Below are 26,395 nucleotides of genomic sequence, written 5' to 3'. Positions count from 1 at the left end.
TGGATATGGGAAAATAACGCATTATTTCTCAAGCGCACGATAAGGCGTTGAGCAAAGAAGTGACGTCACCTAATAAACGGTAAGCATAATCAAGTCACTCGAATCACACAACGGCTGCAATCAAGAATAGTGAAGCCGAAGAGCAATTAGACATAAATCAGGCATAGAGCATGGCACGCATCTTTCAACCGAAAAAGAAAACCCAACTCAATACTCGTCATCAAGCGGTGCAAGTGGAGCGTTTAGATCACCACGGCGCAGGTATTGCTTACCTAAAGAAAAAACCGCTGTTTATTGATGGCGCATTGCCGGGAGAAGAAGTCGTCACACAATTAGTGGAAGAAAAAAGTAAATTTGCTCGCGGTAAACTGATTAAAATTCTTAAGCCGAGTGACACTCGCGTGGAGCCATTTTGTCCGCATTACCACGAGTGTGGTGGCTGTGATTTGCAACATCTAGATTATGACCAACAATTGACGTACAAACAGCAAACACTGCGTCAGCTGATGCGAAAATTTTCAGGCAATGATATCGAGCTTGATGCGCCATTATTAGGGGATTCACTGGCCTATCGTCGTCGTGCGCGAGTGAGCTTATTTGTCGATAAAAAAACACGTCAATTGCACTTTGGTTTCCGTAAAAAGCAGAGTAAGCAAATCGCGCAAGTGACCGACTGCCCAGTGCTGGCGCCGGAACTGAACGTTCTGCTTCCAGAGATTTATTCAGCACTAAAAGCGTTTAAAAAGCCGGAGCAATTGGGCCATGTAGAGCTGGTACTTGGTTATAATGGGCCGTGTATTACGTTGCGTCACTTGAGTGCTCTGACAGCGAGTGAAACTCAATCTCTAACGGAGTTGGCAAAACGTCATGGTGCATCGCTGTACCTAATGCCAGCAACAGATCAGCTAAACCTTGTTGAAGGCGATATGCCTTTCTATCAAGAAGTTGGCGTGAAAATTCCTTTTGCGCCAAATAATTTTATTCAAGTGAACCAAGCCGTAAACAAAAAAATGGTCAAGCAAGCGGCTGAGTGGTTAGACCCACAAAAGAGTGACCGAGTGTTAGATTTGTTCTGCGGCGTAGGCAACTTCAGTTTACCGATTGCGAAGTTAGCTAAGCACGTGGTTGGGGTTGAAGGTGTTGCAGAGATGGTCGAAAAAGCCACAAATAATGCATCCTTGAACCAAATCAATAATGCGCAATTTTATCACGCTAACCTTGAGCAAGATTTTGAAGGGCAGGTCTGGGCGGCAGAACGGTTTGATAAAGTGCTGTTAGACCCAGCACGCGCGGGGGCAAGTGGGATCATCGATCAAGTTTCTGAGCTTGGCGCACAGCGTGTAGTTTATGTTTCTTGTAATCCTGCTACCCTTGCTAGGGACAGCCAAAGCTTGATGGAGCAAGGCTATAAATTAACTAAATTAGGTATGCTGGACATGTTCCCTCATACCAGTCATCTAGAATCGATGGCATTGTTTGAAAAGTCCTAACTTTAGGACTTTGGCCCCTTATTTGTGGTGGGTGGTCATAAAGCCAGCGTTTACGCGCAGGTAAAAGAACTAACCTGGACGGTGTTAGTCAAACCACACGAATATAATAATTAGGATGATGAGATGGTTGCGGTAAGAAGCGCGCATTTAAACCAAGATGAACAGTTTGAACTCGAAAACTGGGTGGCTAGCCTAGGACAAGAGAAAAACACAGCCTCACGCTTAATCGAAGTATATCGAGATTGCCAGACGGTATTAGCCGATAACGAGCAAGCGGAACTGTTGTTGTGGCGTGGACGAGAAATGATCGAAATTTTGATCACCTTGTCTATGGATCAGGCCACCTTAGTGGCTGCACAACTGTTTCCTTTGGTTTCAAGTGGTGCTTTTAACAGAGAAATTCTGGAAGAGAAATACAGCAAAGAAATCATAAAATTAATTGATGGCGTTGAAGAGATGGCGGCTATTGGCCAACTCAATGTCAACATGGAAGGCAGTGCGGCGTCATCTCAGGTAGATAACGTACGCCGTATGCTGCTTGCCATGGTGGATGACTTCCGCTGCGTGGTTATCAAGCTCGCGGAACGAATTTGTAATCTTATTGAAGTTAAAAAAGCGCCTGATGAGGTTCGACGTGCGGCGGCAAAAGAGTGTGCCAACATCTATGCGCCGCTAGCAAACCGATTAGGCATCGGTCAGCTGAAATGGGAAATTGAAGATTACGCTTTCCGCTACCAACAGCCGGAAACTTACAAACAAATTGCCAAGCAGCTTTCTGAGCGACGCATCGTTCGTGAGCAGTACATCAAAGACTTTGTTGAAGACCTCACGCACGAAATGGAAGTGTCAGGTATTAATGCCGAAGTGAGTGGGCGACCTAAGCACATCTACAGCATTTGGCGAAAAATGCAGAAGAAGAGTTTGGCATTCGATGAGCTGTTTGATGTTCGAGCAGTACGTATCATCGCAGACAAACTGCAAGATTGTTACGCGGCTTTAGGCGTAGTTCACACCAAATACAAGCACCTACCGAGCGAGTTTGATGACTACGTTGCTAACCCTAAACCAAACGGTTATCAATCGATCCATACAGTAATTCTAGGGCCAGAAGGCAAAACCATCGAGATCCAGATTCGTACCAAGCAAATGCATGAAGAGTCGGAACTGGGGGTTGCAGCGCACTGGAAATATAAAGAAGGGGCAAGCAGCCGAAGCGGTTATGATGAGAAGATCACGTGGCTGCGTAAGCTATTGGATTGGCAAGAAGAAATGTCTGACTCTGGCGAAATGCTCGATGAGCTGCGTAGCCAAGTCTTTGATGATCGCGTCTATGCCTTTACACCTCGCGGCGATGTTGTCGATTTACCAATGGGGGCAACGCCGCTAGATTTTGCCTACCATATTCACTCCGAAGTGGGACACCGTTGTATCGGCGCCAAAGTCGGAGGCCGCATCGTACCGTTTACTCATAAATTACATATGGGGGATCAGGTTGAGATTATCACTCAGAAAGAGCCTAACCCATCACGTGACTGGTTAAACCCATCATTAGGCTTCGTTCATTCTGGCCGCGCGCGTGCCAAAATTAACGCCTGGTTCCGAAAGCAAAGCCGTGAGAAGAACCTCGAAGCGGGTCGTGAAATTCTTGAACATGAGTTAGCAAAAATTGGCGCAACGTTAAAAGATGCTGAGCATTACGCTCTCAAACGGTTTAACGTCAAAACACCAGATGAGCTTTACGTTGGTGTTGGTAGCGGTGATTTGCGTATCAACCAAATCATTAACCATATTAATGCGCTCGTTAACAAGCCAACGGCAGAAGAAGAAGACCAGCAAGCACTGGAAAAACTGCAAGAAGCAGAGCACAAATCACCAGCGCAAAGCCGACCGAAAAAAGACGCCGTCGTTGTAGAAGGCGTTGATAACCTAATGACGCACCTAGCGCGTTGCTGTCAGCCAATTCCAGGTGACGATATCTGTGGCTACATCACGCAAGGCCGCGGGATTTCAGTACACCGTAGTGACTGTGAACAGCTAGAAGAACTGCGCCATCACGCGCCAGAGCGTATCATCGATACTGTCTGGGGCAGCGGCTTCGTCGGGTCATACATCCTCACCGTCCGTGTTGAAGCGATGGAGCGAGGTGGTCTACTCAAAGACATTACGACACTGTTCGCCAACGAAAAGATCAAAGTGACCAGTATGAAGAACCGAGTCGACTACAGACGTCAACTCGCCATCATGGACTTTGACCTAGAAGTCACCAATATTGAAGTGCTTTCTCGTGTTTCGAAGCGTGTTGAGCAGATTAAGGATGTGATGACGGTGAAACGCCTCGGCTAATTTTTGCGTCACATTTGGCTTTTTATCTGCGTTAGCTGCACTTATTCGCTCCATCACATGGTGAACCATGCTCAGGAGTCTCATAAGTTTGCTGCCTTGCTAAAAGAGCCAACTGTTTAGTAAAAACCGACCAATGAAATAACTTAAGGTGAGTGGTTTTGACTGCTCACCTTTTTCTTTAGTAGAAAGGTTTAAAGGAACAAAAAATGAGTCATCCAATTGAACAATTAGAACAAATCATGGCGAAGTTGCGTGACCCAGAAAACGGTTGCCCTTGGGACTTAAAACAAACCTTTGACACCATCGTTCCGCACACCATCGAAGAAACCTACGAAGTGGTGGATGCGATTCAGAATCGTGATTGGCTAAATCTGAAAGAAGAGCTGGGTGATTTGTTGTTTCAGGTGATTTTTTACAGTCAGCTAGCGAAAGAGCAAGAGCTGTTCGACTTTTCGGATGTCGTCGAAACCGTGAATGAAAAACTGACTCGCCGTCATCCTCATGTTTTTTCAGATGTTGAGTTTGAATCGGACGAGGAAATCAACGCCAACTGGGAAGCCGAAAAAGCAAAAGAAAAAGCGCAGGTGGGCAAAGCGGAAGAAAGTATCCTAGACTCAATACCAAACTCTTTGCCGGCACTTTCTCTTGCTACAAAGATACAGAAAAAATGTGCGAAATATGGATTTGACTGGGACTCTCTTGGCCCGGTCGTCGATAAAGTGCGAGAAGAAATTGATGAAGTCATGGAAGAAGCACTACAAGTCCAGCCTGATGAAGAAAAAGTGGAGTTGGAACTCGGTGATTTGCTATTTGCGACCGTCAATTTGGCACGCCATCTTGATAAAAATCCAGAAGTCGCACTAGGTAAAGCAAACTTAAAGTTTGCGAGACGTTTTAAGCAAGTTGAAGGAAAGGTCCAGCAGTCAGGCAAAGCGCTTACAGATTGTTCTTTATCAGAGCTCGACGATTTCTGGGATGAAGTAAAGCGAGAAGAGTCTAGATAGGGGAAAATAAGCGGAATATACAATATGAGGCCAGTTTACCTCTTAACACGAAAACGGACTTTGGTTTGTCTTTGCTCACTTTGATTTGAAGCAAAAAATAAAAAATTACGGTGTGATAGATTTCACGTTGTGGCGGTAAGGAGCTTCTGGTATATTTATCTCCCGTCCAGAAGCACTCCATTTCCCTCATTCAACCAATTTCAGGTTAAACATGACGACAAATTACATTTTTGTTACTGGCGGGGTTGTATCCTCTCTAGGTAAAGGTATTGCAGCAGCATCTCTTGCGGCTATTCTAGAAGCTCGTGGTCTTAAAGTGACTATGATGAAGCTTGACCCTTACATCAACGTTGACCCGGGCACAATGAGCCCTACTCAGCACGGTGAAGTGTTCGTTACAGAAGATGGCGCAGAGACTGACCTTGACCTTGGTCACTACGAGCGTTTCATCCGTACCAAGATGACCAAGCGTAACAACTTTACTGCAGGTCGTGTTTATGCCGACGTACTTCGTAAAGAACGTCGTGGTGACTACCTAGGCGCAACTATTCAAGTTATCCCTCACATCACTAACGCGATCAAAGACCGTGTAATTGCTGGCTCTGAAGGCCATGATGTGGCTATCGTTGAAGTTGGCGGTACCGTTGGTGATATCGAATCACTACCATTTATGGAAGCGATTCGTCAGCTAGCCGTTGAACTAGGCCGTGAGCGCGCAATGTTCATGCACCTAACACTTGTTCCTTACCTAGCGGCAGCGGGCGAAGTGAAAACTAAGCCAACTCAACACTCTGTAAAAGAACTTCTATCTATCGGTATTCAGCCAGATATCCTAGTTTGCCGTAGCGACCGCGTTATTCCAGCGAATGAACGTAAGAAAATCGCACTATTCTGTAATGTTCCAGAAAAAGCAGTAATTTCAATGAAGGACGTAGATTCTATCTACAAGATTCCTCAATTGATCAAGTCTCAAGGTCTAGATGATCTTGTGTGTGCTCGCTTTGGCATCACAGCTCCTGAAGCTGATCTTTCTGAGTGGGAACAGGTTATTTACGAAGAAGCAAATCCTACTGGTGAAGTAACCATCGGTATGGTTGGTAAATACACTGAATTGCCAGATGCATACAAGTCTGTGAACGAAGCGCTTAAACACGCTGGCTTGAAAAACCGTCTAAGTGTCACAATTAAGTATGTAGACTCACAAGATATCGAAACAAAAGGCGTTGAGCTGCTAGAAGGCTTAGACGCGATCCTAGTTCCAGGTGGCTTCGGCGATCGTGGTATTGAAGGCAAGATCCGTGCGGCTCAATATGCACGTGAAAACAATGTGCCTTACCTAGGTATTTGTTTGGGTATGCAAGTTGCACTAATTGAATACGCGCGTAACGTTGCGGGTATGGAAGGTGCACATTCAACAGAATTTAACAAAGAGACTAAGTACCCTGTGGTAGGTTTGATCACAGAGTGGGTAGACGAATCAGGTAACGTAGAAGAGCGTACTGAAAAGTCTGACCTAGGTGGTACGATGCGTCTTGGTTCACAGCTATGTCACCTAGAGAAAGGTACGAAAGCTCGTGAACTTTACGGTAGCGCGACGATCCATGAACGTCACCGTCACCGTTACGAAGTGAATAATGTGCTTCGTCCGCAAATCGAAAAAGCAGGTCTGAAAGTTTCTGGCCTATCAGCGGACAAGAAGTTAGTGGAAATGATTGAGAACCCAGCTCACCCATGGTTTGTAGCGGCTCAGTTCCACCCAGAATTCACATCGACTCCTCGCGATGGCCACCCATTGTTTGCAGGTTTCGTTAAGGCTGCGGGCCAAAACGCACGCGGCGAATTCGAGAAGTAAAAGGATACGGGCGGCGGCGAAGGTTGTGCTGCTGCCCTTTAAAATTGACATTTATATTTGAAACGAGAGGAAACATTAATGTCTAAGATCGTTAAAGTTCTAGGTCGTGAAATCATCGACTCACGTGGTAACCCAACTGTAGAAGCTGAAGTACACCTAGAAGGCGGTTTCGTAGGTATGGCGGCAGCTCCATCTGGCGCATCTACTGGTTCTCGCGAAGCTCTTGAGCTACGTGACGGTGACAAAGCACGTTTCCTAGGTAAAGGTGTTCTTAAAGCAGTTGAAGCTGTAAACGGCCCAATCGCTGAAGCTCTAGTTGGCAAAGACGCTAAAGACCAAGCTGCAATCGACGCAGTAATGATCGAACTAGACGGCACTGAAAACAAATCTAAATTCGGTGCTAACGCTATCCTAGCTGTTTCTCTAGCAAACGCTAAAGCTGCTGCTGCAGCTAAAGGCATGCCTCTATACGAGCACATCGCTGAACTAAACGGTACAGCTGGTCAGTTCTCTATGCCTCTACCAATGATGAACATCATCAACGGTGGTGAGCACGCAGACAACAACGTTGACATCCAAGAGTTCATGATCCAACCAGTTGGTGCTAAGACTCTTAAAGAAGGTCTACGTATCGGTGCAGAAGTATTCCACAACCTAGCTAAAGTTCTTAAGTCTAAAGGCTACAGCACTGCAGTTGGTGACGAAGGTGGTTTCGCTCCTAACCTTAAATCTAACGCTGAAGCTCTAGAAGTTATCGCAGAAGCTGTTGCAGCTGCTGGTTACGAACTAGGTAAAGACGTTACTCTAGCTATGGACTGTGCAGCATCTGAGTTCTTCGACAAAGAAGCTGGCATCTACAACATGAAAGGCGAAGGTAAAACTTTCACTTCTGAAGAGTTCAACCACTACCTAGCTGAGCTAGCTAACCAATTCCCAATCGTTTCTATCGAAGACGGTCTAGACGAGTCTGACTGGGATGGCTTCAAGCACCAAACTGAACTACTAGGTGACAAGCTTCAACTAGTAGGTGACGACCTATTCGTTACTAACACTAAGATCCTTGCTGAAGGTATCGAGAAAGGCGTAGCTAACTCTATCCTTATCAAGTTCAACCAAATCGGTTCTCTAACTGAGACTCTAGCTGCAATCAAGATGGCTAAAGACGCAGGTTACACAGCAGTAATCTCTCACCGTTCTGGCGAAACTGAAGATGCAACTATCGCTGACCTAGCGGTAGGTACTGCTGCAGGTCAAATCAAAACTGGTTCTATGAGCCGTTCTGACCGTGTTGCTAAGTACAACCAGCTAATCCGTATCGAGGAAGCTCTAGGTGAGCGCGCTCCTTTCAACGGTCTTAAAGAAGTTAAAGGTCAAGCTTAATTCTTAATTGAATGAGTTTAGCTAAATAGCTTTCTAGAAACGCTCCACTTCGGTGGGGCGTTTTTTATTTAAGAGCGATGAGCCGTTCTGGCCGTGTTGCTGCCATACCTAAAGAAAGCAACCCATTTATCTGCATCGAGGAAGCTCTAGGTGAGCACGCTCCTCCATGTTTCAAAGAAGCGGTCTTAAAGAAGCTCAAGCTTAGTTCTTCATTGGATTAACCGCTTAGGTTGAAGCTTTGAAATACCCTGATTTTGCGGGGTGTTTTTGTATCTATAGGCTTGTATTTCTTGGTCTTACTTTGGTGAGTGCTAAGAATAGCTTCATATGTCTTTGTTTCATTTTGCTGCTTATTTCTTGTAAGGAGCGTGTGAGTCTCCCTTTCTCCCCTAGAGGCAACCTCGCATTTATGCTATATATGTCACCTTATCTAATTCCTTCCGGTACAGAATGTTAGCAGCGATATGCGAATCTTTGTTATAGCCCTTACGCTACTGTTTGGCTTGCTTCAATACACTCTATGGTTTGGTAAAAACGGAGTGTCTGACTACTACACAGTAAAAGATGAAATTGAAGTTCAGCAACAAGTGAACAGCAAGCTACAAGCTCGCAATAATGAAATGTTTGCTGAGATTGATGACTTAAGGCAAGGTCTTGATGCGATTGAAGAACGTGCGCGTCATGAGCTTGGTTTAGTTAAAGATGGCGAGACTTTCTACCGCATTATAGGTGAGGAAAACCATTAAAATGTTGGATGTGAACTCATCGCATGTCGCAATTGTTCCTGCTGCCGGTGTCGGTAGTCGAATGAAGGCTGACCGCCCTAAGCAATATTTATTGATCGACGGAAAAGCGGTGCTGGAACACACTGTAGAAAAGTTGCTGTCGCACCCACGAATTTCGAAAGTGGTTGTCGCCATTACCGAAGGTGACCCTTATTTCCCTGAGTTAACCATCGCGAACCATCCCGATGTAATTCAAGTCGCGGGTGGCAAAGAGCGCGCTGATTCCGTACTTTCAGGGCTAAACTATGTCAATGAACATCTGGAAAGCGAGTGGGTATTGGTCCACGACGCTGCAAGGCCATGTGTATTAACATCCGACATTGACCGTTTGATTGATGTTTGCTGCGCTCACCCAACGGGTGGCATCCTCGCATCTCCAGTGAGAGACACAATGAAGCGAGCAAATGCAGCACAAGATATCGGTCATACGGTAGAGAGAGAAGCATTGTGGCATGCATTAACTCCACAGATGTTTAAAACTCAACAACTGGCTCGAGCACTGGCTGACGCATTAGAACAAGGCTTAGCCATCACGGATGAAGCATCGGCTTTAGAGTGGTTGGGCGAAACGCCTGCTTTAGTCCAGGGTAATGCGAATAACATAAAAATTACTCAGCCAGAAGATCTCGCGTTAGCCGAGTTTTATCTGAGCCGTGAGCGCGGCTAAAAAAGAAAGGATAAAAAATGATTCGAATTGGTCACGGTTTTGACGTGCATAAATTTGGTGGTGAAGGCCCGGTCATTATCGGTGGTGTTGCTATCCCTTACGAGCAGGGCTTAGTAGCCCACTCAGATGGTGATGTTGCACTTCATGCTTTGACTGATGCGCTACTCGGGGCGATTGCTGCGGGTGATATTGGTCGTCACTTCCCGGATACCGACGATAAATGGAAAGGGGCTAATAGCCGCGAATTGTTGAAAGACGTTTATCGTCGTGTCAAAGAGCAAGGCTACCGCCTTGGTAATGCCGATGTCACCATCATGGCACAAGCACCTAAGATGGCACCTCATATTGACGCGATGTGTGCGGCGATTGCGGAAGACCTAGAAACCGATATTAGTAACATTAACGTAAAAGCGACGACGACAGAGCGTCTCGGTTTTACTGGACGCAAAGAAGGCATTGCAACGGAAGCCGTGGTGCTTCTGTTCAAGCAATAATTAACCAACTTGCTCCTTAATGCTGTGTAAACAGCGGAAAAACATCATGTCAGATATTTTATCTTCATTGGCTTACCTAACGGGTAAGCCTGTTGCATCGGCAAAAATCAAAGCGCAACCAGAACATTTTCAGGTTCGTGAGGATTTAGGTTTTGCCTTTACGGGCGAAGGCGAGCACCTAATGGTGCGCATTCGGAAAACTGGAGAAAATACCAGTTTTGTTGCGAATGAGTTGGCGAAAGCTTGTGGCGTAAAGTCGAAAGACGTTAGCTGGGCAGGCCTTAAAGACCGCCATGCCGTGACGGAACAATGGCTGAGTGTCCATTTACCGAAAGGGGAAACGCCGGACTTCTCGGCATTCCTAGCTCAATATCCGAGTATTGAAATCTTAGCGACTGATCGACACAACAAAAAACTGCGTCCTGGAGACTTAATAGGGAACGAGTTTGTTGTCACTTTGTCTGAAGTGACTGACGTTGAAGATGTAGAGCAACGCCTTGAAAAAGTGAAACAAGTTGGTGTGCCAAACTACTTTGGTAGTCAGCGTTTTGGCAATGATGGCAACAACCTTGAAGAAGCACGTCGATGGGGACGCGAAAACGTTCGTACCCGTAATCAAAATAAGCGCAGCATGTATTTATCAGCGGCGCGTTCGTGGATCTTCAACCGTATCGTTTCTGCTCGTCTAGAAAGTGGTGTGTTTGATAAATTCATCGATGGTGATATTGCACAGACAAGTTCTGGCACTCAGTTGGTTGATGCAAGCAATATCGCAGATCTACAAGCACAATTTGCTGCTGGTGAAGTGGCAATTACCGCGGCCCTAGCAGGTGATAATGCGCTTCCAACTCAAGCGGATGCGCTTACTTTAGAACAACCGTTCTTAGATGAAGAGCCTGATCTCATGGCGCTGATTCGTGGTAATCGCATGCGCCACGACCGTCGAGATATTGCACTTAAACCAAAAGACTTAGTTTGGGCGGTTGAAGGTAATAATATTACGCTGACTTTCTCACTGGATGCGGGATCTTTTGCAACCTCTATCGTTCGTGAGTTAGTTAATGAGGTTGAAGTAGAAAGAGAATACTAATGGAACAGGATTCACTAAACGCGAAGCCCCTAAGAGTCTTAATCAGCAATGACGATGGCGTACATGCGCAAGGGATTCATGTACTTGCTGATGAGTTGCGAGATATCGCTGAAGTGACCATTGTTGCACCTGACCGAAATCGTTCAGGTGCTTCGAACTCACTGACACTAGAGCAACCATTACGCGTAACTGAAATTGCCCCAAATATCTATTCAGTGCAAGGAACGCCTACAGATTGTGTACATTTCGCGCTGAATGAGCTGATGAAAGATGATTTGCCCGATCTTGTTTTATCAGGCATCAACCACGGTGCAAATTTGGGTGATGATGTTCTTTACTCAGGAACGGTAGCTGCAGCAATGGAAGGGCATTTCCTTGGTGTTCAGTCGGTTGCTTTTTCGCTGGTGGGTAAGCGTCATTTCGAATCTGCCGCAAAAATTGCACGTCAAATTGTGCAACAGCATTTAGCGTCTCCGATTCCAACGAATCGGTTATTGAACGTAAACGTGCCTGACTTACCAGCAGAAAACCTGGATGAAATCGAAGTCACGCGTTTAGGTGCACGTCATCACGCAGAGAATATGATTAAGCAGAAAGATCCGAGAGGTCATGATATTTATTGGTTAGGGCCTCCAGGAAAAGAGCAAGATGCGGGTGAGGGCACCGACTTTTATGCGATTGAACATGGTCGAGTTTCAATGACGCCTCTGCAAGTTGATCTCACTGCTCATGAATCGCTGCGTGCAATGGATAGTTGGTTAAAGGAAGAGAAGTAATGAGTAACCCACATGCTGACAGGTTGATAGCGTTTCTTATCTCCAGTGGCATCAAAGACCAAAGAGTTCTGGATGCTATCCAACGCTTACCACGAGAAAGCTTTGTCTCTCAAGCGATGATGCACCAAGCCTACGATAACAATGCGTTACCGATTGGTCAGGGACAAACTATTTCTCAACCTTATATTGTTGCTCGTATGACCGAGTTACTCGAACTAGAGCCGACGAGTCACGTACTGGAAATCGGAACGGGTTCCGGTTATCAAACCGCAGTACTGGCGCAAATTGTTGACCATGTATACTCCGTTGAGCGAATTAAATCGTTGCAATGGGAAGCAAAACGCCGTCTGAAGCAATTGGATATCTACAATGTTTCAACCAAGCATGCTGATGGATGGCAAGGTTGGGAAGCTCGTGGTCCTTTCGATGCCATCATTGTTACCGCAGCCGCAGAAGTGATCCCCCAAGCACTTCTCGCACAATTAAAAGATGGCGGTAAGATGGTGATTCCTGTTGGAGATAAGGAGCAACAGTTACTAAAAATTGAACGTAAGGGAGATGAATATCTCTCTACTGTTGTGGAAGTGGTTCGATTTGTACCTCTGGTTGCGGGTGATTTAGCTTAAGGGTTAGGGATAGGTGAGTAAGTTATTACGTCATATTGGTATTAGCTTTGTGTTTGCTGCAGGACTAGTTGGTTGTGCAGCGCATTCTCCTGCACCTGTCTCTAGCTTAAAGAAAGACTATTCAAGCCTTGAAAGAGGAAGTTACAGAGGGAGTTATTATGAGGTAAAAAAAGGCGATACACTTTACTTCATAGCTTATGTCACAGATAAAGATGTAAATGATCTTGTCCGTTACAATGAGTTAACTCAGCCTTACACCATCTACCCTGGACAGAGGCTAAAACTTTGGGCTCCGAAATATGTCGCCCCTAAATATGGCCAAAAAGTTGAACCCGTTGTGGTTCCTGTTGTTACGACGCCACCAGCCCCAGTGACGAAAACATCAACAGCCTCTAAACCGAAAAATTCAAGTAAAAACTCTAGTCAAAAACCTACAGAGACTAAGCCTAAAGTCGTACAAAAACAGCCTCCAAAGAAGGTTGAACAATCGAAAACAAAGGAGTATGTTGGTTCAAAAGATAACCAAAAAGTGAAGCAAAAATCGCCAGTTACCACGGCGAAGAGTGATAAAGTTTCTAAGTGGTTGTGGCCAACAAAAGGGAGAGTAATCAAGAACTTTTCGGCGGGAGAACAGGGAAATAAAGGTATCGACATCGCAGGACAGCGTGGTCAACCTATCGTTTCAACCGCAGCCGGCACCGTTGTTTATTCAGGCAATGCGCTACGAGGTTATGGCAACTTAATTATAGTAAAGCATAACGACAATTATTTAAGCGCCTATGCACATAATGACAAACTGCTGGTATCAGAAGGACAAAGTGTAAAAAGCGGACAGAAAATCGCCACCATGGGTAGTTCCGGTGCTAAATCAGTCAAGCTACACTTTGAAATTCGCTATCAAGGTAAATCGGTGAATCCAAAACGCTATTTGCCTTAAAACTTTGAAAAACAACTTGCGACATCATTTAGCGACATATTGAGTTGTCATGTCTTGCTAACTCGCCAGGGGGAGGCGTTATGAGTATCAGCAACACAGTAACCAAAGTTGAAGAGTTTGCATTTGACAATGCGTCAGTGAAGACCATTGATAACGAACTCGAAAAATCATCATCCACAGAAAGCAAAACGGCTGCGCGTGAAGAATTTGACGCGAGCAGTAAAAGCTTAGACGCAACTCAGTTGTATCTAGGTGAAATTGGCTTCTCACCTCTACTTACTGCCGAAGAAGAAGTGCTTTATGCTCGACGAGCCCTGCGTGGCGACGAAGCGGCACGTAAACGTATGATCGAAAGTAACCTACGTTTGGTGGTCAAGATCTCTCGTCGATACAGTAATCGAGGTCTAGCACTACTCGATCTGATTGAAGAAGGTAACCTTGGTTTGATCCGTGCGGTCGAGAAGTTCGATCCAGAGCGTGGTTTTCGCTTCTCTACTTATGCGACCTGGTGGATCCGACAAACGATCGAACGTGCGTTGATGAACCAAACTCGTACGATCCGTCTACCTATTCATGTCGTGAAAGAGCTGAACATTTATCTGCGTACTGCGCGTGAACTTTCTCAGAAGCTCGATCACGAACCTACCGCAGAAGAAATTGCTGCTCAGTTAGATATTCCAGTCGAAGATGTAAGCAAAATGCTACGTCTCAATGAGCGTATCAGTTCTGTCGACACACCAATCGGTGGTGACGGTGAAAAAGCGCTGTTGGATATTATTCCCGACGCAAACAACTCCGATCCAGAAGTCTCGACTCAAGATGACGATATCAAATCATCGCTGATTCATTGGTTAGAAGAGTTGAATCCAAAACAGAAAGAAGTACTTGCACGACGTTTTGGTCTTCTAGGCTATGAGCCTTCGACGCTTGAAGAAGTTGGTCGAGAGATTGGTTTGACACGTGAGCGTGTACGTCAAATCCAAGTAGAAGGTTTACGTCGTCTTCGTGAGGTTTTAATCAAGCAAGGTTTGAATATGGAAAACTTATTTAACGTCGAAGATGATTAAATAATCCGTACTTCAGTAGATATGCAAAAGGCTATGGTTATCCATAGCCTTTTTTCTTTTGTGCTCGCTTAAGTGAATCGATTTAAAGCATCTTCTTCAAACGATACAACTCTTCAAGTGCTTGGCGTGGAGTCAAATCATCAGGATCAATACCAGATAAGGCTTGTTCGATCTCGCTAGGTTCTGGAATTAGACTCAATTGGTTAGCCACATCTACTGCACTTGGACGTGGTGCGTCACTGTTTTGCCCTAGTTGCTCTAGCTGAGATAGTTTGTTACGCGCATTTTTGATGACCGTTTTTGGTACGCCGGCTAAGCCCGCAACAGCTAGGCCGTAAGACTTACTTGCCGCACCTTCTTGAACTGCGTGCATAAAGGCAATGCTGTCACCATGCTCTACGGCATCCAAGTGAACGTTCGCTAAGTTTGGCAGTTGGTTTGGCAACTCTGTCAATTCGAAGTAGTGAGTTGCAAATAGTGTCATCGCACCAATTTGTGTTGCGAGCCATTCCGCACTTGCCCAAGCTAAAGAGAGGCCATCGTAAGTACTGGTACCACGACCGATTTCATCCATTAGCACTAAACTGTTTTTAGTCGCATTATGCAGAATATTAGCGGTTTCCGTCATTTCTACCATGAAGGTTGAACGACCAGATGCAAGATCATCTGACGCGCCAATACGAGTAAATATACGATCTAAAGAACCAATTTGTGCAGATTCTGCAGGTACATAAGAGCCGATATGTGCCATCAATGCAATCAGCGCAGTTTGACGCATGTAGGTGGATTTACCACCCATGTTTGGACCGGTGATGATCAACATCTTACGAGCTGGGTTAAGCTCTATTGGGTTAGCAATGAACGGTTCTGTTGTTACTTGCTCTACGACTGGGTGACGACCCGCTTGAATGTGAATGCCAGCGTCTTTCACAAGCGTTGGTCGGCAGTAATCCAACGAATCTGCACGCTCTGCTAGGTTTTGTAGTACATCCAGTTGAGACAGAGCAGAAGCTAAATTCTGCAGCTTCTCCAGATTTGGCATCAATAGATCAAACAGTTCTTCCCACAGCTGTTTCTCAAGTGCTAACGCTTTCGATTTCGAATTAAGTACTTTGTCTTCGTGCTCTTTGAGCTCTGGGATGATATAGCGTTCGGCATTTTTGAGTGTTTGGCGACGTACATAGTGCGGTGGAACCAAGTGGCTCTGGCCACGGCTCACTTGAATAAAGAAGCCATGTACGTTGTTGTAGCCGACTTTAAGCGTATCGATGCCGTGTCGTTCACGCTCATCTCGCTCTAGCTGCTCAAGGTATTCTGTTGCACCGTCTGCTAATTTGCGCCATTCATCGAGCTCGGCATTATAGCCTTCAGCGATCACACCACCATCACGAATAACAACTGGCGGATTTTCTTTAATTGCACGCTCTAACAGATCACATACTTCGTCAATCGGAGCTGCGTATTGCGCCAGTTTTGCTAGATATGGATGGGTCAAAGAAGCGGTTACAGATTCTAGCTCTGGTAGCTGCTGCATGGCATTGCGAAGTCTAGCCATATCGCGAGGGCGAGCAGAGCGTAGTGCAAGGCGTGCTAAGATACGTTCAATATCACCAATTTGTTTTAACGTTGGTTGAAGATCGGCAAACAGCGCTTGTTCTTTAATCTCACCAATCGCATCAAGACGATTGTTTAACGTTTCAATGCAACGCATAGGCTGATGTAGCCAACGCTTCAGCATTCGGCTGCCCATCGGCGTCGCACAATGGTCGAGTACCGCAGCGAGTGTGTTATCGGTTCCACCTGCTAGATTTTGAGTAATTTCCAGGTTGCGTCGGGTAGCGGCATCAAGGATGACGGATTGGTCCTGATGATCAAACGTTAAAGAGCGAATATGAGGCAAAGCAGTGCGTTGCGTATCTTTCACATACTGGATCAAACAACCAGCAGCACATAACCCTAAGGACGCATGTTCTACGCCAAAACCAACCAGATCTTTAGTGCCAAACTGTTGATTGAGTTGTTGCTTAGCCGTATCAAGCTCAAATTCCCATACTGGGCGACGACGGTTACCGTTGCGGCTCGCCATTAAATGTACAGGTTCAAAATCTTCTGGGAATAGTAGCTCACGTGGTGCGGTACGCTGAAGCTCGGCTGTCATCGCTTCTTCGGTTTCTGGTTCTGTCAGTTGGAAGCGACCAGAAGTGACATCCAGCGTCGCATAACCGAACTTACCGTTGTGATGGTAAATGGCTGCGATTAAGTTATCGACACGCTCAGAAAGCAGTGCTTCATCCGTCACAGTACCTGGTGTCACGATACGCACAACTTTACGTTCCACCGGACCTTTGCTGGTGGCTGGATCGCCAATTTGTTCGCAGATTGCGACTGATTCACCAAGCTGAACAAGTTTTGCTAGATAGCCTTCTACTGCGTGAAATGGCACTCCCGCCATAGGAATAGGCTCTCCAGCTGACGAACCGCGCTTAGTTAGCGAAATATCAAGCAGTTGGGACGCTCGCTTTGCATCATCGTAAAAGAGTTCGTAGAAATCGCCCATGCGGTAGAACAGCAAAATCTCAGGGTTCTCAGCTTTTAGCTTGAGGTATTGCTGCATCATCGGAGTGTGTTTTTGTTCAGCTTTCACAGGTAAGTTCTTTTGTTTATTTCCGTAGCGGCTTAGGATACGTGAATCCCTACCAAGTAAAAAGAGACAAAGGGCATTTTGGCTATGGAAAAAACAACAAAATTGAGCGCAGATTTAGGCGCATTATTGGCAAAGTATGGTCATGTTTTAACGACGGCAGAATCGTGCACGGGTGGCGGTGTTGCGACCGCTATTACTGATATTGCAGGTAGCTCAGGTTGGTTAGATAGAGCTTTTGTTACTTACAGCAACGAAGCCAAAATGGAAATGCTGGGTGTGAGAGCGGAAACCTTAGAGGAACATGGTGCCGTGAGTGAGCCCGTTGTGATTGAAATGGTGCAAGGTGCGCTTCAACACTCGAATGCCACTATTGGGGTTTCCATCAGTGGTGTTGCTGGACCGGGGGGAGGCAGTGATGAAAAGCCGGTTGGAACCGTCTGCTTTGCTTTTGCGGATAAGCACGACTGGCTCTTTGTTGAGACCATGCATTTTTCTGGTGACAGGGCGGAAGTTCGTCAACAAGCGGTGATGCATGCATTGACTCGATTGCATCAACATTTAATTTAGAATTTCTTACACTGTCTTAGCCCAGAATTGATAAGGGCTAGAGCAAATCCTTAGAAGCCGTGAACTAAATTTTTTCTATACAGGTATAGACACTGTATGAATCAACAGTATAATGGCTTTCATTGCTGAGCAGGTTAGCTGCTTAAGAAAAATGAATTACTATTCGTCGCCCAAAGAAGATGAATAAATCGGAGAAAGTAATGGACGAGAACAAACAGAAAGCGCTCGCCGCTGCGCTAGGTCAAATTGAAAAGCAATTCGGTAAAGGCTCTATCATGCGCCTTGGTGATAACCGCGCAATGGACGTAGAAACCATCTCAACAGGCTCTCTTTCTCTTGATATCGCTTTGGGTGCTGGTGGTCTGCCAATGGGTCGTATCGTAGAAGTCTACGGTCCAGAATCTTCAGGTAAAACAACACTAACGCTTGAGCTTATCGCTGCTGCGCAACGTGAAGGTAAAACTTGTGCGTTTATCGATGCAGAGCACGCTCTGGATCCTGTCTACGCGAAGAAACTTGGTGTTGATATCGATGCGCTCTTGGTTTCTCAGCCAGACACTGGTGAGCAAGCACTAGAGATTTGTGATGCACTAGCTCGCTCTGGCGCTATCGACGTAATGGTTGTTGACTCAGTTGCGGCGCTAACACCAAAAGCAGAAATTGAAGGCGAAATGGGCGACAGCCACATGGGTCTGCAAGCACGTATGCTTTCTCAAGCGATGCGTAAGCTAACAGGTAACCTAAAACAGTCTAACTGTATGTGTATCTTCATCAACCAAATCCGTATGAAGATTGGTGTGATGTTCGGTAACCCAGAAACGACCACGGGTGGTAACGCACTTAAATTCTACGCTTCTGTTCGTCTTGATATTCGTCGTACTGGCGCAATCAAAGAAGGTGACGAAGTCGTTGGTAACGAAACGCGCATCAAAGTGGTTAAGAACAAGATTGCTGCACCGTTTAAAGAAGCCAATACGCAAATCATGTACGGCCAAGGCTTTAACCGCGAAGGTGAACTAGTAGATCTAGGCGTGAAGCACAAACTGGTTGAAAAAGCTGGTGCTTGGTACAGCTACCAAGGCGATAAGATTGGTCAAGGTAAAGCGAACGCGTGCAACTACCTACGTGAGCATCCTGAAGTGGCTAAAACCATCGATACTAAATTGCGTGAAATGTTGTTAGCGCCAGCCCTTGCGGAAGCTCCTGAAGCAGGAGAGGCGCCTGAGCAAGCTGAAGAGTTTTAATCCCTTCACAGATTAAAAAGTGATAAAGCCCTGCAATGCGGGGCTTTGTTGTATCTATTGACATCAAAAATCGAATCATCACAAAGGCCATTGAGAGTCTGTACAGCAAAAATACTTTTAGGATCACCATGTACCAAAAGCGCCAGACACCAACATTATCGAGCAAAGAGGCGGCTATCCAACTGCTTAGCCGTCGCGATCATGGTCAGTATGAGCTGTACCAAAAACTGTCGATGAAAGGCTATGAAGCATCAGACATCGAAATCGCGATTAATTTTTGCTTAGACCATAACTATTTAGATGATTTACGTTATGCGAAGAGCCAAATTCGGCAGCATGTATACAAAGGACATGGAGAGCGTCGAATTCGCCAAGAGTTAAACCAGAAACGTGTTGCGGAATCGGTGATTGAGCAAGCCATGGCTGAAGAACCGCAAGACTGGTTTGAACTTGCTAAGCAGGCGGCAGAAAAGAAATTCAAAGGTGTCAAAGCCAAGGACCAAAAAGAATACGCGAAACAAGTCCGTTTTCTACAATACCGAGGCTACAGTTTCGACCAAATTAGCTATGCGCTTGCCTTTGAAGACCAAGATTAGCGTTGATCCAATTGCGCTGATTTTTGTTTTGCTTCAAATTTTTTCTTCTACTCCCTCTTTTCCTCAAGAAAACTAGTCTCAGCTGTTTGCATGATCTACAATACGGCAAAATTCTAACTCGACTATTTTCAGGAAGAGCTGCATGTACATGAGCACTGACGAGGTTCGTAACGCGTTCCTCAAGTTCTTTGAAAGCAAAGGACACCAAATCGTAGAAAGTTCATCGTTAGTTCCACATAACGACCCAACCCTGCTGTTCACAAACGCAGGTATGAACCAATTTAAAGATTGTTTCTTAGGCTTAGAAAAACGAGCCTATACTCGAGCGACTACGGCTCAACGTTGTGTACGTGCTGGTGGTAAACACAACGACCTGGAAAATGTTGGCTTTACCGCTCGTCACCACACATTCTTTGAAATGCTAGGCAACTTCAGCTTTGGCGACTACTTCAAAGAAGATGCGATTTCATTTGCTTGGGAATTCCTAACCGAAGTTCTTAAACTGCCTGCGGATCGTCTATTGGTAACCGTTTACGAAACTGATGACGAAGCATTCGACATCTGGAACAAAAAAGTTGGCGTGCCTGCTGATCGTATCGTGCGCATTGGTGACAAAGAAGGTGGCAAGCCTTACGAGTCTGATAACTTCTGGCAAATGGGCGACACTGGTCCTTGTGGTCCATGTACTGAAATCTTCTACGATCACGGTGAACACATCTGGGGTGGTCGTCCTGGCACGCCTGAAGAAGATGGTGACCGTTTCATCGAGATCTGGAACAACGTATTCATGCAGTTCAACCGTCACGCAGACGGCACTATGGAACCGCTACCAAAACCATCGGTAGATACTGGTATGGGTATCGAGCGTATCTCTGCAATCATGCAAGGCGTTCACTCAAACTACGAAATCGATGTATTCCAAACTCTTATCAAAGCAGCGGCTGAAGTCATTGGTTATGAAGATCTATCGAACCAATCGCTACGCGTTATTGCTGACCACATCCGTTCATGTTCATTCTTGATTGTTGATGGTGTGATGCCTTCAAACGAAGGTCGTGGTTACGTACTACGTCGTATCATTCGTCGTGCCGTACGTCATGGTAACAAGCTAGGTGCACAAGGTGCATTCTTCTATAAGCTTGTTGGCGTATTAGCAGAAGTAATGGGTACAGCAGGCGAAGAGCTGAAGCGTCAACAAGCAGTGGTTGAAAAAGTACTGCGTATCGAAGAAGAAAACTTCGGTCGTACACTTGAGCGCGGTATGGTAATTCTTAACGAAGCATTAGATAACCTAGATGGCAAAGTGCTAGACGGAGAAACGGTATTCAAGCTTTACGATACTTACGGCTTCCCAGCAGACCTCACTAACGACGTTGCACGTGAGCGTGAGTTCGCGATCGACGAAGAGGGTTTCGAAAAAGCGATGGAAGAGCAGCGTCAACGTGCGCGTGAAGCTGGTCAATTCGGTACAGATTATAACGCAGCAATCAAAGTTGATACGCAAACAGAATTCTGTGGTTACACAGGTACTAAAGGCTCTAGCTCTGTAGCCGCGATGTTTGTTGAAGGTAACGAAGTAGATTCGCTATCTGCGGGCGACAAAGCCATCATCGTACTTGGTGAAACGCCATTCTACGCAGAGTCAGGCGGTCAGTGTGGTGACGCTGGTGAAATCCGTACTGAGTCTGGTGTATTCCGCGTTGAGGACACTCAAAAACTCGGTAACGCAATTGCACACCACGGTGTAATGGCAGAAGGCGTTCTAGCGAAAGGCGACGAAGTAGCAACTATCGTTGACGCAGAGCGTCGCGCAGCTATCTCTCTAAACCACTCAGCAACGCACTTGCTACACGCAGCACTACGCCAAGTTTTAGGTGAGCACGTAACGCAGAAAGGCTCATTGGTGAAGGCAGACAACCTACGTTTCGACTTCTCGCATCTAGAAGCCGTAACCGCAGCAGAGTTGAAAGAAGTTGAGCGCCTAGTTAACGCGCAAATCCGTCGTAACCACACGATTGAAACCAACGTGATGGATATTGAGTCTGCTAAGAAGAAAGGCGCAATGGCACTGTTTGGTGAGAAGTACGATGACGAAGTTCGCGTGCTATCTATGGGCGATTTCTCTACTGAGCTTTGTGGTGGTATTCACGCATCAAGCACGGGTGATATTGGTCTATTCAAAATCACATCAGAAAGCGGTATTGCAGCCGGTATTCGTCGTATTGAAGCGGTAACAGGCGAGGCGGCATTAGACGCCATTGAAGCTCAAAATGCGAAGTACGAAGAGAAACTGGCAGAATCTGCACAGAAAGCAAAAGCACTAGAGAAAGAAGTGCAGAAGCTAAAAGATAAGATGGCAGCCGCAGAAAGCGCTAACATCATGGGCAAAGCGGTTGAAGTAAATGGCACAAAAGTTCTAGTTGCGGCCCTTGAAGGTGCTGATAGCAAGAACCTACGTACCATGGTTGATGACATCAAGAATCAAATGGGTTCTGGTGTTGTACTGCTTGCAAACGTAACGGGTGACAAGGTTGGCTTGATTGCTGGTGTGACTAAAGATCTCACTGGTAAAGTAAAAGCAGGTGATCTAGTTAAAATGGTTGCAGAGCAAGTCGGTGGTAAGGGCGGTGGTCGTCCAGACATGGCTCAAGCCGGTGGTACTGATGTTTCAGCACTACCAGAGGCAATCAAAACAGTTCAGCCTTGGCTAGAAGAGCGTTTATAAGCTCTTAACTAATAAAATTACGCTCAATCAAGTTTCTTTGATTGAGCGTAATTTTTTTTAGCAACCAAGTGGTTTAATTGACCAAAAGTTAACCGAGTCATTTAAGCTGCTTGGTTTTTGTTGTAACTACTGCTTATATAATTTTTCTCAAAGGAAATATTTAAGATGTAAGCAGTTCTAAAGAGACTTCGGTCTTGGGAAGGTGAAGACTGGTGAAAAAGCCCCTTATCGTGCAAAAGTTTGGCGGAACCTCTGTGGGTTCAATTGAAAGAATCCACCAAGTCGCTGAACACATCATTAAGGCGAAAAATGATGGCAATCAAGTTGTTGTTGTCGTGTCTGCAATGTCAGGCGAAACAAACAGACTGATGGATCTCGCTAAACAGATAGATAGCGTACCTACAGCTCGAGAACTTGATGTTTTGCTCTCTGCTGGTGAGCAAGTGTCAATGGCACTGCTAGCCATGACTTTGAATAAAATGGGTCATGCTGCGCGCTCGCTTACCGGAGCACAGGCGAATATTGTGACGGATAATCAACACAATGACGCAACGATTAAACACATTGATACCACGACAATTATGGGATTGCTTGAGCAAGACCAAATCGTGATTGTTGCGGGCTTTCAAGGTGTGAATGAGAACGGGGATATCACCACATTAGGTCGAGGTGGCTCAGATACGAGCGCTGTGGCACTGGCGGGCGCATTGCGCGCTGACGAGTGTCAAATCTTTACCGACGTTGATGGTATTTATACTTGTGACCCACGTGTAGTGAAAAATGCGCGCAAATTGGCGGTTATCGATTTTCCTTCAATGGAAGCGATGGCAAGCCGAGGCGCAAAAGTATTACATTTACCTTCAGTGCAATTTGCATGGAAGAATAATGTGCCACTACGCGTGCTTTCGACATTTGATGTTAATGAAGGCAGTTTGGTAAAGGGGGAGTCAGGCAATCAAGCCGTCTCTGGTATAGCCATTCAACGTGACCTTGCCATTATCGAAGTCGATAAAGAACATTTATCTAGTGCTACAAAACAATGTCAGATGCTGGGTATAGACATTTGGAATGTGATCGAGGAAGCAGAACGGGCAGGTATCATGATAAAACAAGATGCATGTGCCAAGTTCGATCTGGTGTTCAGCGACAAAATCCGTAATAGTGAAGTGGTAAGCCTGTTGACCGCCGTGGGGCTTGAGGCCAATGGAATGGTAGAGCACGCATGCGATTTGTTGGCAAAGCGAGATATTGAGATCAATTTCAGCGCAACGAATGCACTCACTATGATGCTAGTTTTAGCACCCGAATGTGTGGATACAGCAGCAAACATTCTGCATGATGCTTACATTACGTCTAGTGAAGCATTAAACATTCAACAAAAACATGCCTTTTTAGGCTGATTTTCGCTAACAAGGTAGTTTACGAAAATATAACTTTTGTTGGATAATAGCTTTGTAGCAAGAAAATTTAGAGATTACTCAAGGAGCAAAGAATGCTAATTTTGACTCGCCGCGTAGGCGAAACACTGATGATTGGTGATGAAGTGACTGTAACTGTACTAGGTGTGAAAGGTAACCAAGTACGTATCGGCGTTAACGCTCCGAAAGAGGTTTCAGTTCACCGTGAAGAAATCTACATGCGCATTCAAGCTGAAAAAGGCAATGGCAACGTTGCTTCAGGTAACTACTAAGTCGCTCCTGTTTACAGAGCTTAGTTTGAATGAAAAAGGCTAACCGAAGGGTTGGCCTTTTTAGTCTTTAATGTTTTTGAAGATGTGCGGAAACCATTGTGTTGAGTGTGGCTGTGAATCCGTCAATATTGTTGAATCGAACACCAGGAAGTTGTTTGAAAATAAATGTCTTTTTTTCAGAGAAGACTCTCTTTTTTTCATCATAATAGAGTGGTAAAGTTCGTTTAATAGTCACTTTGATTAAATCAGCAACGGTTAAGTCAGTTTCGTGGATTTTTTCAAAGAAAGTGTTTGACATATTTTCGGTAAAACGTAATATGTGCCTCCGCAAGACGGTGAGGTGGCCGAGAGGCTGAAGGCGCTCCCCTGCTAAGGGAGTATACGGTTTATCCCGTATCGAGGGTTCGAATCCCTCCCTCACCGCCATTCTTGCAACGTTGAGACATCAACAAAAAAGTGCGTCCTTAGCTCAGCTGGATAGAGTACCTGGCTACGAACCAGGCGGTCGGAGGTTCGAATCCTCCAGGACGCGCCATATCTCTTTTGAGATATAACAATGAAAACGGTGAGGTGGCCGAGAGGCTGAAGGCGCTCCCCTGCTAAGGGAGTATACGGTTTATCCCGTATCGAGGGTTCGAATCCCTCCTTCACCGCCATTCATTGACTGGCCCGATGGCCTTTTTTTTGTTTCGTAAGAAATGAATGTGATTTGCTTCACAACTTCCTAGCAAGAAGATCTGCGCGTCCTTAGCTCAGCTGGATAGAGTACCTGGCTACGAACCAGGCGGTCGGAGGTTCGAATCCTCCAGGACGCGCCACTATTTAATAATTCGTTTGATAAACGGGTTATACAAAGTAAAATAAGATTATTGCGCGTCCTTAGCTCAGCTGGATAGAGTACCTGGCTACGAACCAGGCGGTCGGAGGTTCGAATCCTCCAGGACGCGCCACTTATTAAAGGGTATTGCCCTGATGTTGACGAAAGTTGATATCGAAAATCGCGCGTCCTTAGCTCAGCTGGATAGAGTACCTGGCTACGAACCAGGCGGTCGGAGGTTCGAATCCTCCAGGACGCGCCACTTATTAAAGGGTATTGCCCTGATGTTGACGAAAGTCGATATCGAAAACTGCGCGTCCTTAGCTCAGCTGGATAGAGTACCTGGCTACGAACCAGGCGGTCGGAGGTTCGAATCCTCCAGGACGCGCCACTTACTAAAGGGTATTGCCCTGATGTTGACGAAAGTCGATATCGAAAACTTGCGCGTCCTTAGCTCAGCTGGATAGAGTACCTGGCTACGAACCAGGCGGTCGGAGGTTCGAATCCTCCAGGACGCGCCACTTATTAAAGGGTATTGCCCTGATGTTGACGAAAGTTGATATCGAAAACTTGCGCGTCCTTAGCTCAGCTGGATAGAGTACCTGGCTACGAACCAGGCGGTCGGAGGTTCGAATCCTCCAGGACGCGCCACTTATTAAAGGGTATTGCCCTGATATTGATGAAAGTTGATATCGAAAACTGCGCGTCCTTAGCTCAGCTGGATAGAGTACCTGGCTACGAACCAGGCGGTCGGAGGTTCGAATCCTCCAGGACGCGCCACTTACAAAAAAAAGCCTCGCAATTGCGAGGCTTTTTTTGTATCTGGACATCAGGAACTATAGCCTAGAGTTGTTAGAGGCGAGGTCCTTCTTTTCCAAAAGCGAATATGTGCTTATCTAAGCAATTTGGAATAAAGTTTCTGCTGTAGTTTGTGAATCCATCCTTACTATCTCTCCTGTATATTGATTTCCGTTTCTTTCACTTCAATCGTTTAAATGTAACTTCTTTGTTTTTTATTTGTTTATTAATTGTTATTAAATAACATCCTTTTGTTTTTATTAGCTTTTATGTGTAAATCTCGATTTGGTTTTGAAATCCAAATCGCAGTTTTTATTTATGTCCTCCTTTACTCTGTTCGTAAGGAGATAGCAGATTCGCAGTAATTATTTTGTCATGAACTGTGATCTGGGTAGTGAATAAATAATCATTTATCAGGATTATTACAAACCTTCCTTAAACAAAATTGACAAAATTTAACCAATCGAGATAATCCATTGGTCGGGATTTGACGCTATTAAAGTCCTGCACGTTGTCAGGATGACAAAGAAAGGAAGCAACATGACTAATATAGGAAGCCTGCTAGTAGATGCGGCCACCCTGATGCTAACGGGGATGGCGGTCGTATTTATTTTCCTCACTATTCTTGTTTATCTCGTTCGGCTAATGTCGAAATTGGTACCAGAAGAAGTACCAGAGCCGATCGCAGCACCAAAAACAAATACTAATATTCAATCAACCTCTTCAGCTGTTAGTCCACAAGTAGTGGCGGCGATCTCGGCTGCGATTCATAAACATCGCGCCTCATTCGCGAAGTAGCCGAA

General features: G+C 45.6%; 21 protein-coding genes and 10 tRNA genes. 30 read left to right on the top strand and 1 reads right to left on the bottom strand.

The genetic code is table 11. The features are described 5' to 3' along the window. Positions 1-170 precede the first annotated feature (170 nt). The 13 genes from rlmD (at position 171) to rpoS (ending at position 14,511) form a co-directional block, all read left to right on the top strand. On the top strand, positions 171-1,490 hold the full coding sequence (rlmD, locus tag NDJ01_RS07485; RefSeq protein WP_258586501.1) for a 23S rRNA (uracil(1939)-C(5))-methyltransferase RlmD: 1,320 nt from the start codon (positions 171-173) through the stop codon (positions 1,488-1,490). 123 nt (positions 1,491-1,613) lie between these two features. Then, positions 1,614-3,833: a GTP diphosphokinase gene (relA, locus tag NDJ01_RS07480; protein ID WP_005393896.1), complete on the top strand. Its 2,220-nt coding sequence runs from the start codon at positions 1,614-1,616 to the stop codon at positions 3,831-3,833. Between the two features lie 206 nt (positions 3,834-4,039). Beyond that, the gene (mazG, locus tag NDJ01_RS07475; RefSeq protein WP_258586500.1) at positions 4,040-4,837 is read left to right on the top strand and encodes a nucleoside triphosphate pyrophosphohydrolase; all 798 of its coding nucleotides are present in this window, start codon (positions 4,040-4,042) and stop codon (positions 4,835-4,837) included. Between the two features lie 211 nt (positions 4,838-5,048). Beyond that, entirely contained in the window at positions 5,049-6,689 is a 1,641-nt protein-coding gene (locus tag NDJ01_RS07470) for a CTP synthase (RefSeq protein WP_005393892.1), read from the top strand. Between the two features lie 78 nt (positions 6,690-6,767). Beyond that, positions 6,768-8,069, top strand: a complete 1,302-nt coding sequence (eno, locus tag NDJ01_RS07465) for a phosphopyruvate hydratase (RefSeq protein ID WP_005383785.1) — start codon at positions 6,768-6,770, stop codon at positions 8,067-8,069. A 464-nt stretch (positions 8,070-8,533) separates the two neighbouring features. Next, on the top strand, positions 8,534-8,815 hold the full coding sequence (ftsB, locus tag NDJ01_RS07460; RefSeq protein WP_005380907.1) for a cell division protein FtsB: 282 nt from the start codon (positions 8,534-8,536) through the stop codon (positions 8,813-8,815). Position 8,816: 1 nt separating this feature from the next. Further along, complete coding sequence (gene ispD, locus NDJ01_RS07455) at positions 8,817-9,521, top strand: 2-C-methyl-D-erythritol 4-phosphate cytidylyltransferase (protein ID WP_005393888.1); 705 nt, start codon at positions 8,817-8,819, stop codon at positions 9,519-9,521. Positions 9,522-9,538: 17 nt separating this feature from the next. Then, the gene (ispF, locus tag NDJ01_RS07450) at positions 9,539-10,015 is read left to right on the top strand and encodes a 2-C-methyl-D-erythritol 2,4-cyclodiphosphate synthase (protein WP_005393886.1); all 477 of its coding nucleotides are present in this window, start codon (positions 9,539-9,541) and stop codon (positions 10,013-10,015) included. 46 nt (positions 10,016-10,061) lie between these two features. Further along, positions 10,062-11,105 carry a tRNA pseudouridine(13) synthase TruD gene (gene truD, locus NDJ01_RS07445; RefSeq protein WP_065646113.1) on the top strand — a complete coding sequence of 348 codons (1,044 nt, stop codon included), beginning with the start codon at positions 10,062-10,064 and terminating at the stop codon, positions 11,103-11,105. Continuing rightward, entirely contained in the window at positions 11,105-11,881 is a 777-nt protein-coding gene (surE, locus tag NDJ01_RS07440) for a 5'/3'-nucleotidase SurE (RefSeq protein WP_258586499.1), read from the top strand. The genes truD and surE overlap by 1 nt, the downstream gene beginning before the upstream one ends. Then, entirely contained in the window at positions 11,881-12,507 is a 627-nt protein-coding gene (locus tag NDJ01_RS07435; RefSeq protein ID WP_258586498.1) for a protein-L-isoaspartate(D-aspartate) O-methyltransferase, read from the top strand. The genes surE and NDJ01_RS07435 overlap by 1 nt, the downstream gene beginning before the upstream one ends. Before the next feature lie 13 nt (positions 12,508-12,520). Continuing rightward, positions 12,521-13,444, top strand: coding sequence for a peptidoglycan DD-metalloendopeptidase family protein (locus NDJ01_RS07430; protein WP_005393879.1), 924 nt, complete (start codon positions 12,521-12,523; stop codon positions 13,442-13,444). A gap of 80 nt (positions 13,445-13,524) precedes the next feature. Further along, positions 13,525-14,511: an RNA polymerase sigma factor RpoS gene (gene rpoS / locus NDJ01_RS07425; RefSeq protein WP_005393877.1), complete on the top strand. Its 987-nt coding sequence runs from the start codon at positions 13,525-13,527 to the stop codon at positions 14,509-14,511. An 82-nt stretch (positions 14,512-14,593) separates the two neighbouring features. Here rpoS and mutS read toward each other — a convergent pair whose 3' ends face one another. After that, on the bottom strand, positions 14,594-17,155 hold the full coding sequence (gene mutS, locus NDJ01_RS07420) for a DNA mismatch repair protein MutS (RefSeq protein ID WP_006743294.1): 2,562 nt from the start codon (positions 17,153-17,155) through the stop codon (positions 14,594-14,596). 84 nt (positions 17,156-17,239) lie between these two features. Here mutS and pncC point away from each other — a divergent pair, with 84 nt between their 5' ends. The 17 genes from pncC (at position 17,240) to NDJ01_RS07335 (ending at position 26,390) form a co-directional block, all read left to right on the top strand. After that, entirely contained in the window at positions 17,240-17,722 is a 483-nt protein-coding gene (gene pncC / locus NDJ01_RS07415; RefSeq protein WP_258505981.1) for a nicotinamide-nucleotide amidase, read from the top strand. A 200-nt stretch (positions 17,723-17,922) separates the two neighbouring features. Then, positions 17,923-18,966 carry a recombinase RecA gene (gene recA / locus NDJ01_RS07410; RefSeq protein ID WP_005393872.1) on the top strand — a complete coding sequence of 348 codons (1,044 nt, stop codon included), beginning with the start codon at positions 17,923-17,925 and terminating at the stop codon, positions 18,964-18,966. A 128-nt stretch (positions 18,967-19,094) separates the two neighbouring features. Continuing rightward, on the top strand, positions 19,095-19,562 hold the full coding sequence (gene recX / locus NDJ01_RS07405; RefSeq protein WP_005393871.1) for a recombination regulator RecX: 468 nt from the start codon (positions 19,095-19,097) through the stop codon (positions 19,560-19,562). 142 nt (positions 19,563-19,704) lie between these two features. After that, on the top strand, positions 19,705-22,287 hold the full coding sequence (gene alaS, locus NDJ01_RS07400) for an alanine--tRNA ligase (protein ID WP_109169448.1): 2,583 nt from the start codon (positions 19,705-19,707) through the stop codon (positions 22,285-22,287). Positions 22,288-22,499: 212 nt separating this feature from the next. Then, complete coding sequence (locus NDJ01_RS07395) at positions 22,500-23,687, top strand: aspartate kinase (protein WP_005393869.1); 1,188 nt, start codon at positions 22,500-22,502, stop codon at positions 23,685-23,687. Between the two features lie 92 nt (positions 23,688-23,779). After that, positions 23,780-23,977: a carbon storage regulator CsrA gene (gene csrA, locus NDJ01_RS07390; RefSeq protein WP_004415691.1), complete on the top strand. Its 198-nt coding sequence runs from the start codon at positions 23,780-23,782 to the stop codon at positions 23,975-23,977. A gap of 334 nt (positions 23,978-24,311) precedes the next feature. Next, positions 24,312-24,403: transfer RNA gene (locus NDJ01_RS07385), tRNA-Ser, on the top strand. A gap of 32 nt (positions 24,404-24,435) precedes the next feature. Next, positions 24,436-24,512 (top strand) — tRNA-Arg (locus NDJ01_RS07380). Between the two features lie 29 nt (positions 24,513-24,541). Then, positions 24,542-24,633, top strand: a tRNA-Ser gene (locus NDJ01_RS07375). A gap of 85 nt (positions 24,634-24,718) precedes the next feature. Then, positions 24,719-24,795, top strand: a tRNA-Arg gene (locus NDJ01_RS07370). 55 nt (positions 24,796-24,850) lie between these two features. Beyond that, positions 24,851-24,927, top strand: a tRNA-Arg gene (locus NDJ01_RS07365). Between the two features lie 52 nt (positions 24,928-24,979). After that, positions 24,980-25,056: transfer RNA gene (locus NDJ01_RS07360), tRNA-Arg, on the top strand. 52 nt (positions 25,057-25,108) lie between these two features. Beyond that, positions 25,109-25,185, top strand: a tRNA-Arg gene (locus tag NDJ01_RS07355). Positions 25,186-25,238: 53 nt separating this feature from the next. Continuing rightward, positions 25,239-25,315, top strand: a tRNA-Arg gene (locus NDJ01_RS07350). A 53-nt stretch (positions 25,316-25,368) separates the two neighbouring features. Continuing rightward, a tRNA-Arg gene (locus tag NDJ01_RS07345) sits at positions 25,369-25,445 on the top strand. A gap of 52 nt (positions 25,446-25,497) precedes the next feature. Continuing rightward, a tRNA-Arg gene (locus tag NDJ01_RS07340) sits at positions 25,498-25,574 on the top strand. Positions 25,575-26,132: 558 nt separating this feature from the next. Further along, positions 26,133-26,390 carry an oxaloacetate decarboxylase subunit gamma gene (locus NDJ01_RS07335; protein WP_005379932.1) on the top strand — a complete coding sequence of 86 codons (258 nt, stop codon included), beginning with the start codon at positions 26,133-26,135 and terminating at the stop codon, positions 26,388-26,390. Positions 26,391-26,395 lie beyond the last annotated feature (5 nt).

This window comes from Vibrio sp. HS-50-1 (genome assembly GCF_024747315.1).
GTDB classification, from domain to species: Bacteria; Pseudomonadota; Gammaproteobacteria; order Enterobacterales; family Vibrionaceae; genus Vibrio; species Vibrio diabolicus.
The sequence above is the reverse complement of the archived record's forward strand: the minus strand, read 5'-3'. Positions and strand labels throughout refer to the sequence as shown.

Excerpts from the sequence above, each read along its gene's own strand:
- rlmD (WP_258586501.1), top strand. The coding sequence starts at position 171 with ATGGCACGCATCTTTCAACCGAAAAAGAAAACCCAACTCAATACTCGT.
- relA (WP_005393896.1), top strand. The coding sequence starts at position 1,614 with ATGGTTGCGGTAAGAAGCGCGCATTTAAACCAAGATGAACAGTTTGAA.
- mazG (WP_258586500.1), top strand. The coding sequence starts at position 4,040 with ATGAGTCATCCAATTGAACAATTAGAACAAATCATGGCGAAGTTGCGT.
- NDJ01_RS07470 (WP_005393892.1), top strand. The coding sequence starts at position 5,049 with ATGACGACAAATTACATTTTTGTTACTGGCGGGGTTGTATCCTCTCTA.
- eno (WP_005383785.1), top strand. The coding sequence starts at position 6,768 with ATGTCTAAGATCGTTAAAGTTCTAGGTCGTGAAATCATCGACTCACGT.
- ftsB (WP_005380907.1), top strand. The coding sequence starts at position 8,534 with ATGCGAATCTTTGTTATAGCCCTTACGCTACTGTTTGGCTTGCTTCAA.
- ispD (WP_005393888.1), top strand. The coding sequence starts at position 8,817 with ATGTTGGATGTGAACTCATCGCATGTCGCAATTGTTCCTGCTGCCGGT.
- ispF (WP_005393886.1), top strand. The coding sequence starts at position 9,539 with ATGATTCGAATTGGTCACGGTTTTGACGTGCATAAATTTGGTGGTGAA.
- truD (WP_065646113.1), top strand. The coding sequence starts at position 10,062 with ATGTCAGATATTTTATCTTCATTGGCTTACCTAACGGGTAAGCCTGTT.
- surE (WP_258586499.1), top strand. The coding sequence starts at position 11,105 with ATGGAACAGGATTCACTAAACGCGAAGCCCCTAAGAGTCTTAATCAGC.
- NDJ01_RS07435 (WP_258586498.1), top strand. The coding sequence starts at position 11,881 with ATGAGTAACCCACATGCTGACAGGTTGATAGCGTTTCTTATCTCCAGT.
- rpoS (WP_005393877.1), top strand. The coding sequence starts at position 13,525 with ATGAGTATCAGCAACACAGTAACCAAAGTTGAAGAGTTTGCATTTGAC.
- pncC (WP_258505981.1), top strand. The coding sequence starts at position 17,240 with ATGGAAAAAACAACAAAATTGAGCGCAGATTTAGGCGCATTATTGGCA.
- recA (WP_005393872.1), top strand. The coding sequence starts at position 17,923 with ATGGACGAGAACAAACAGAAAGCGCTCGCCGCTGCGCTAGGTCAAATT.
- recX (WP_005393871.1), top strand. The coding sequence starts at position 19,095 with ATGTACCAAAAGCGCCAGACACCAACATTATCGAGCAAAGAGGCGGCT.
- alaS (WP_109169448.1), top strand. The coding sequence starts at position 19,705 with ATGTACATGAGCACTGACGAGGTTCGTAACGCGTTCCTCAAGTTCTTT.
- csrA (WP_004415691.1), top strand. The coding sequence starts at position 23,780 with ATGCTAATTTTGACTCGCCGCGTAGGCGAAACACTGATGATTGGTGAT.
- NDJ01_RS07335 (WP_005379932.1), top strand. The coding sequence starts at position 26,133 with ATGACTAATATAGGAAGCCTGCTAGTAGATGCGGCCACCCTGATGCTA.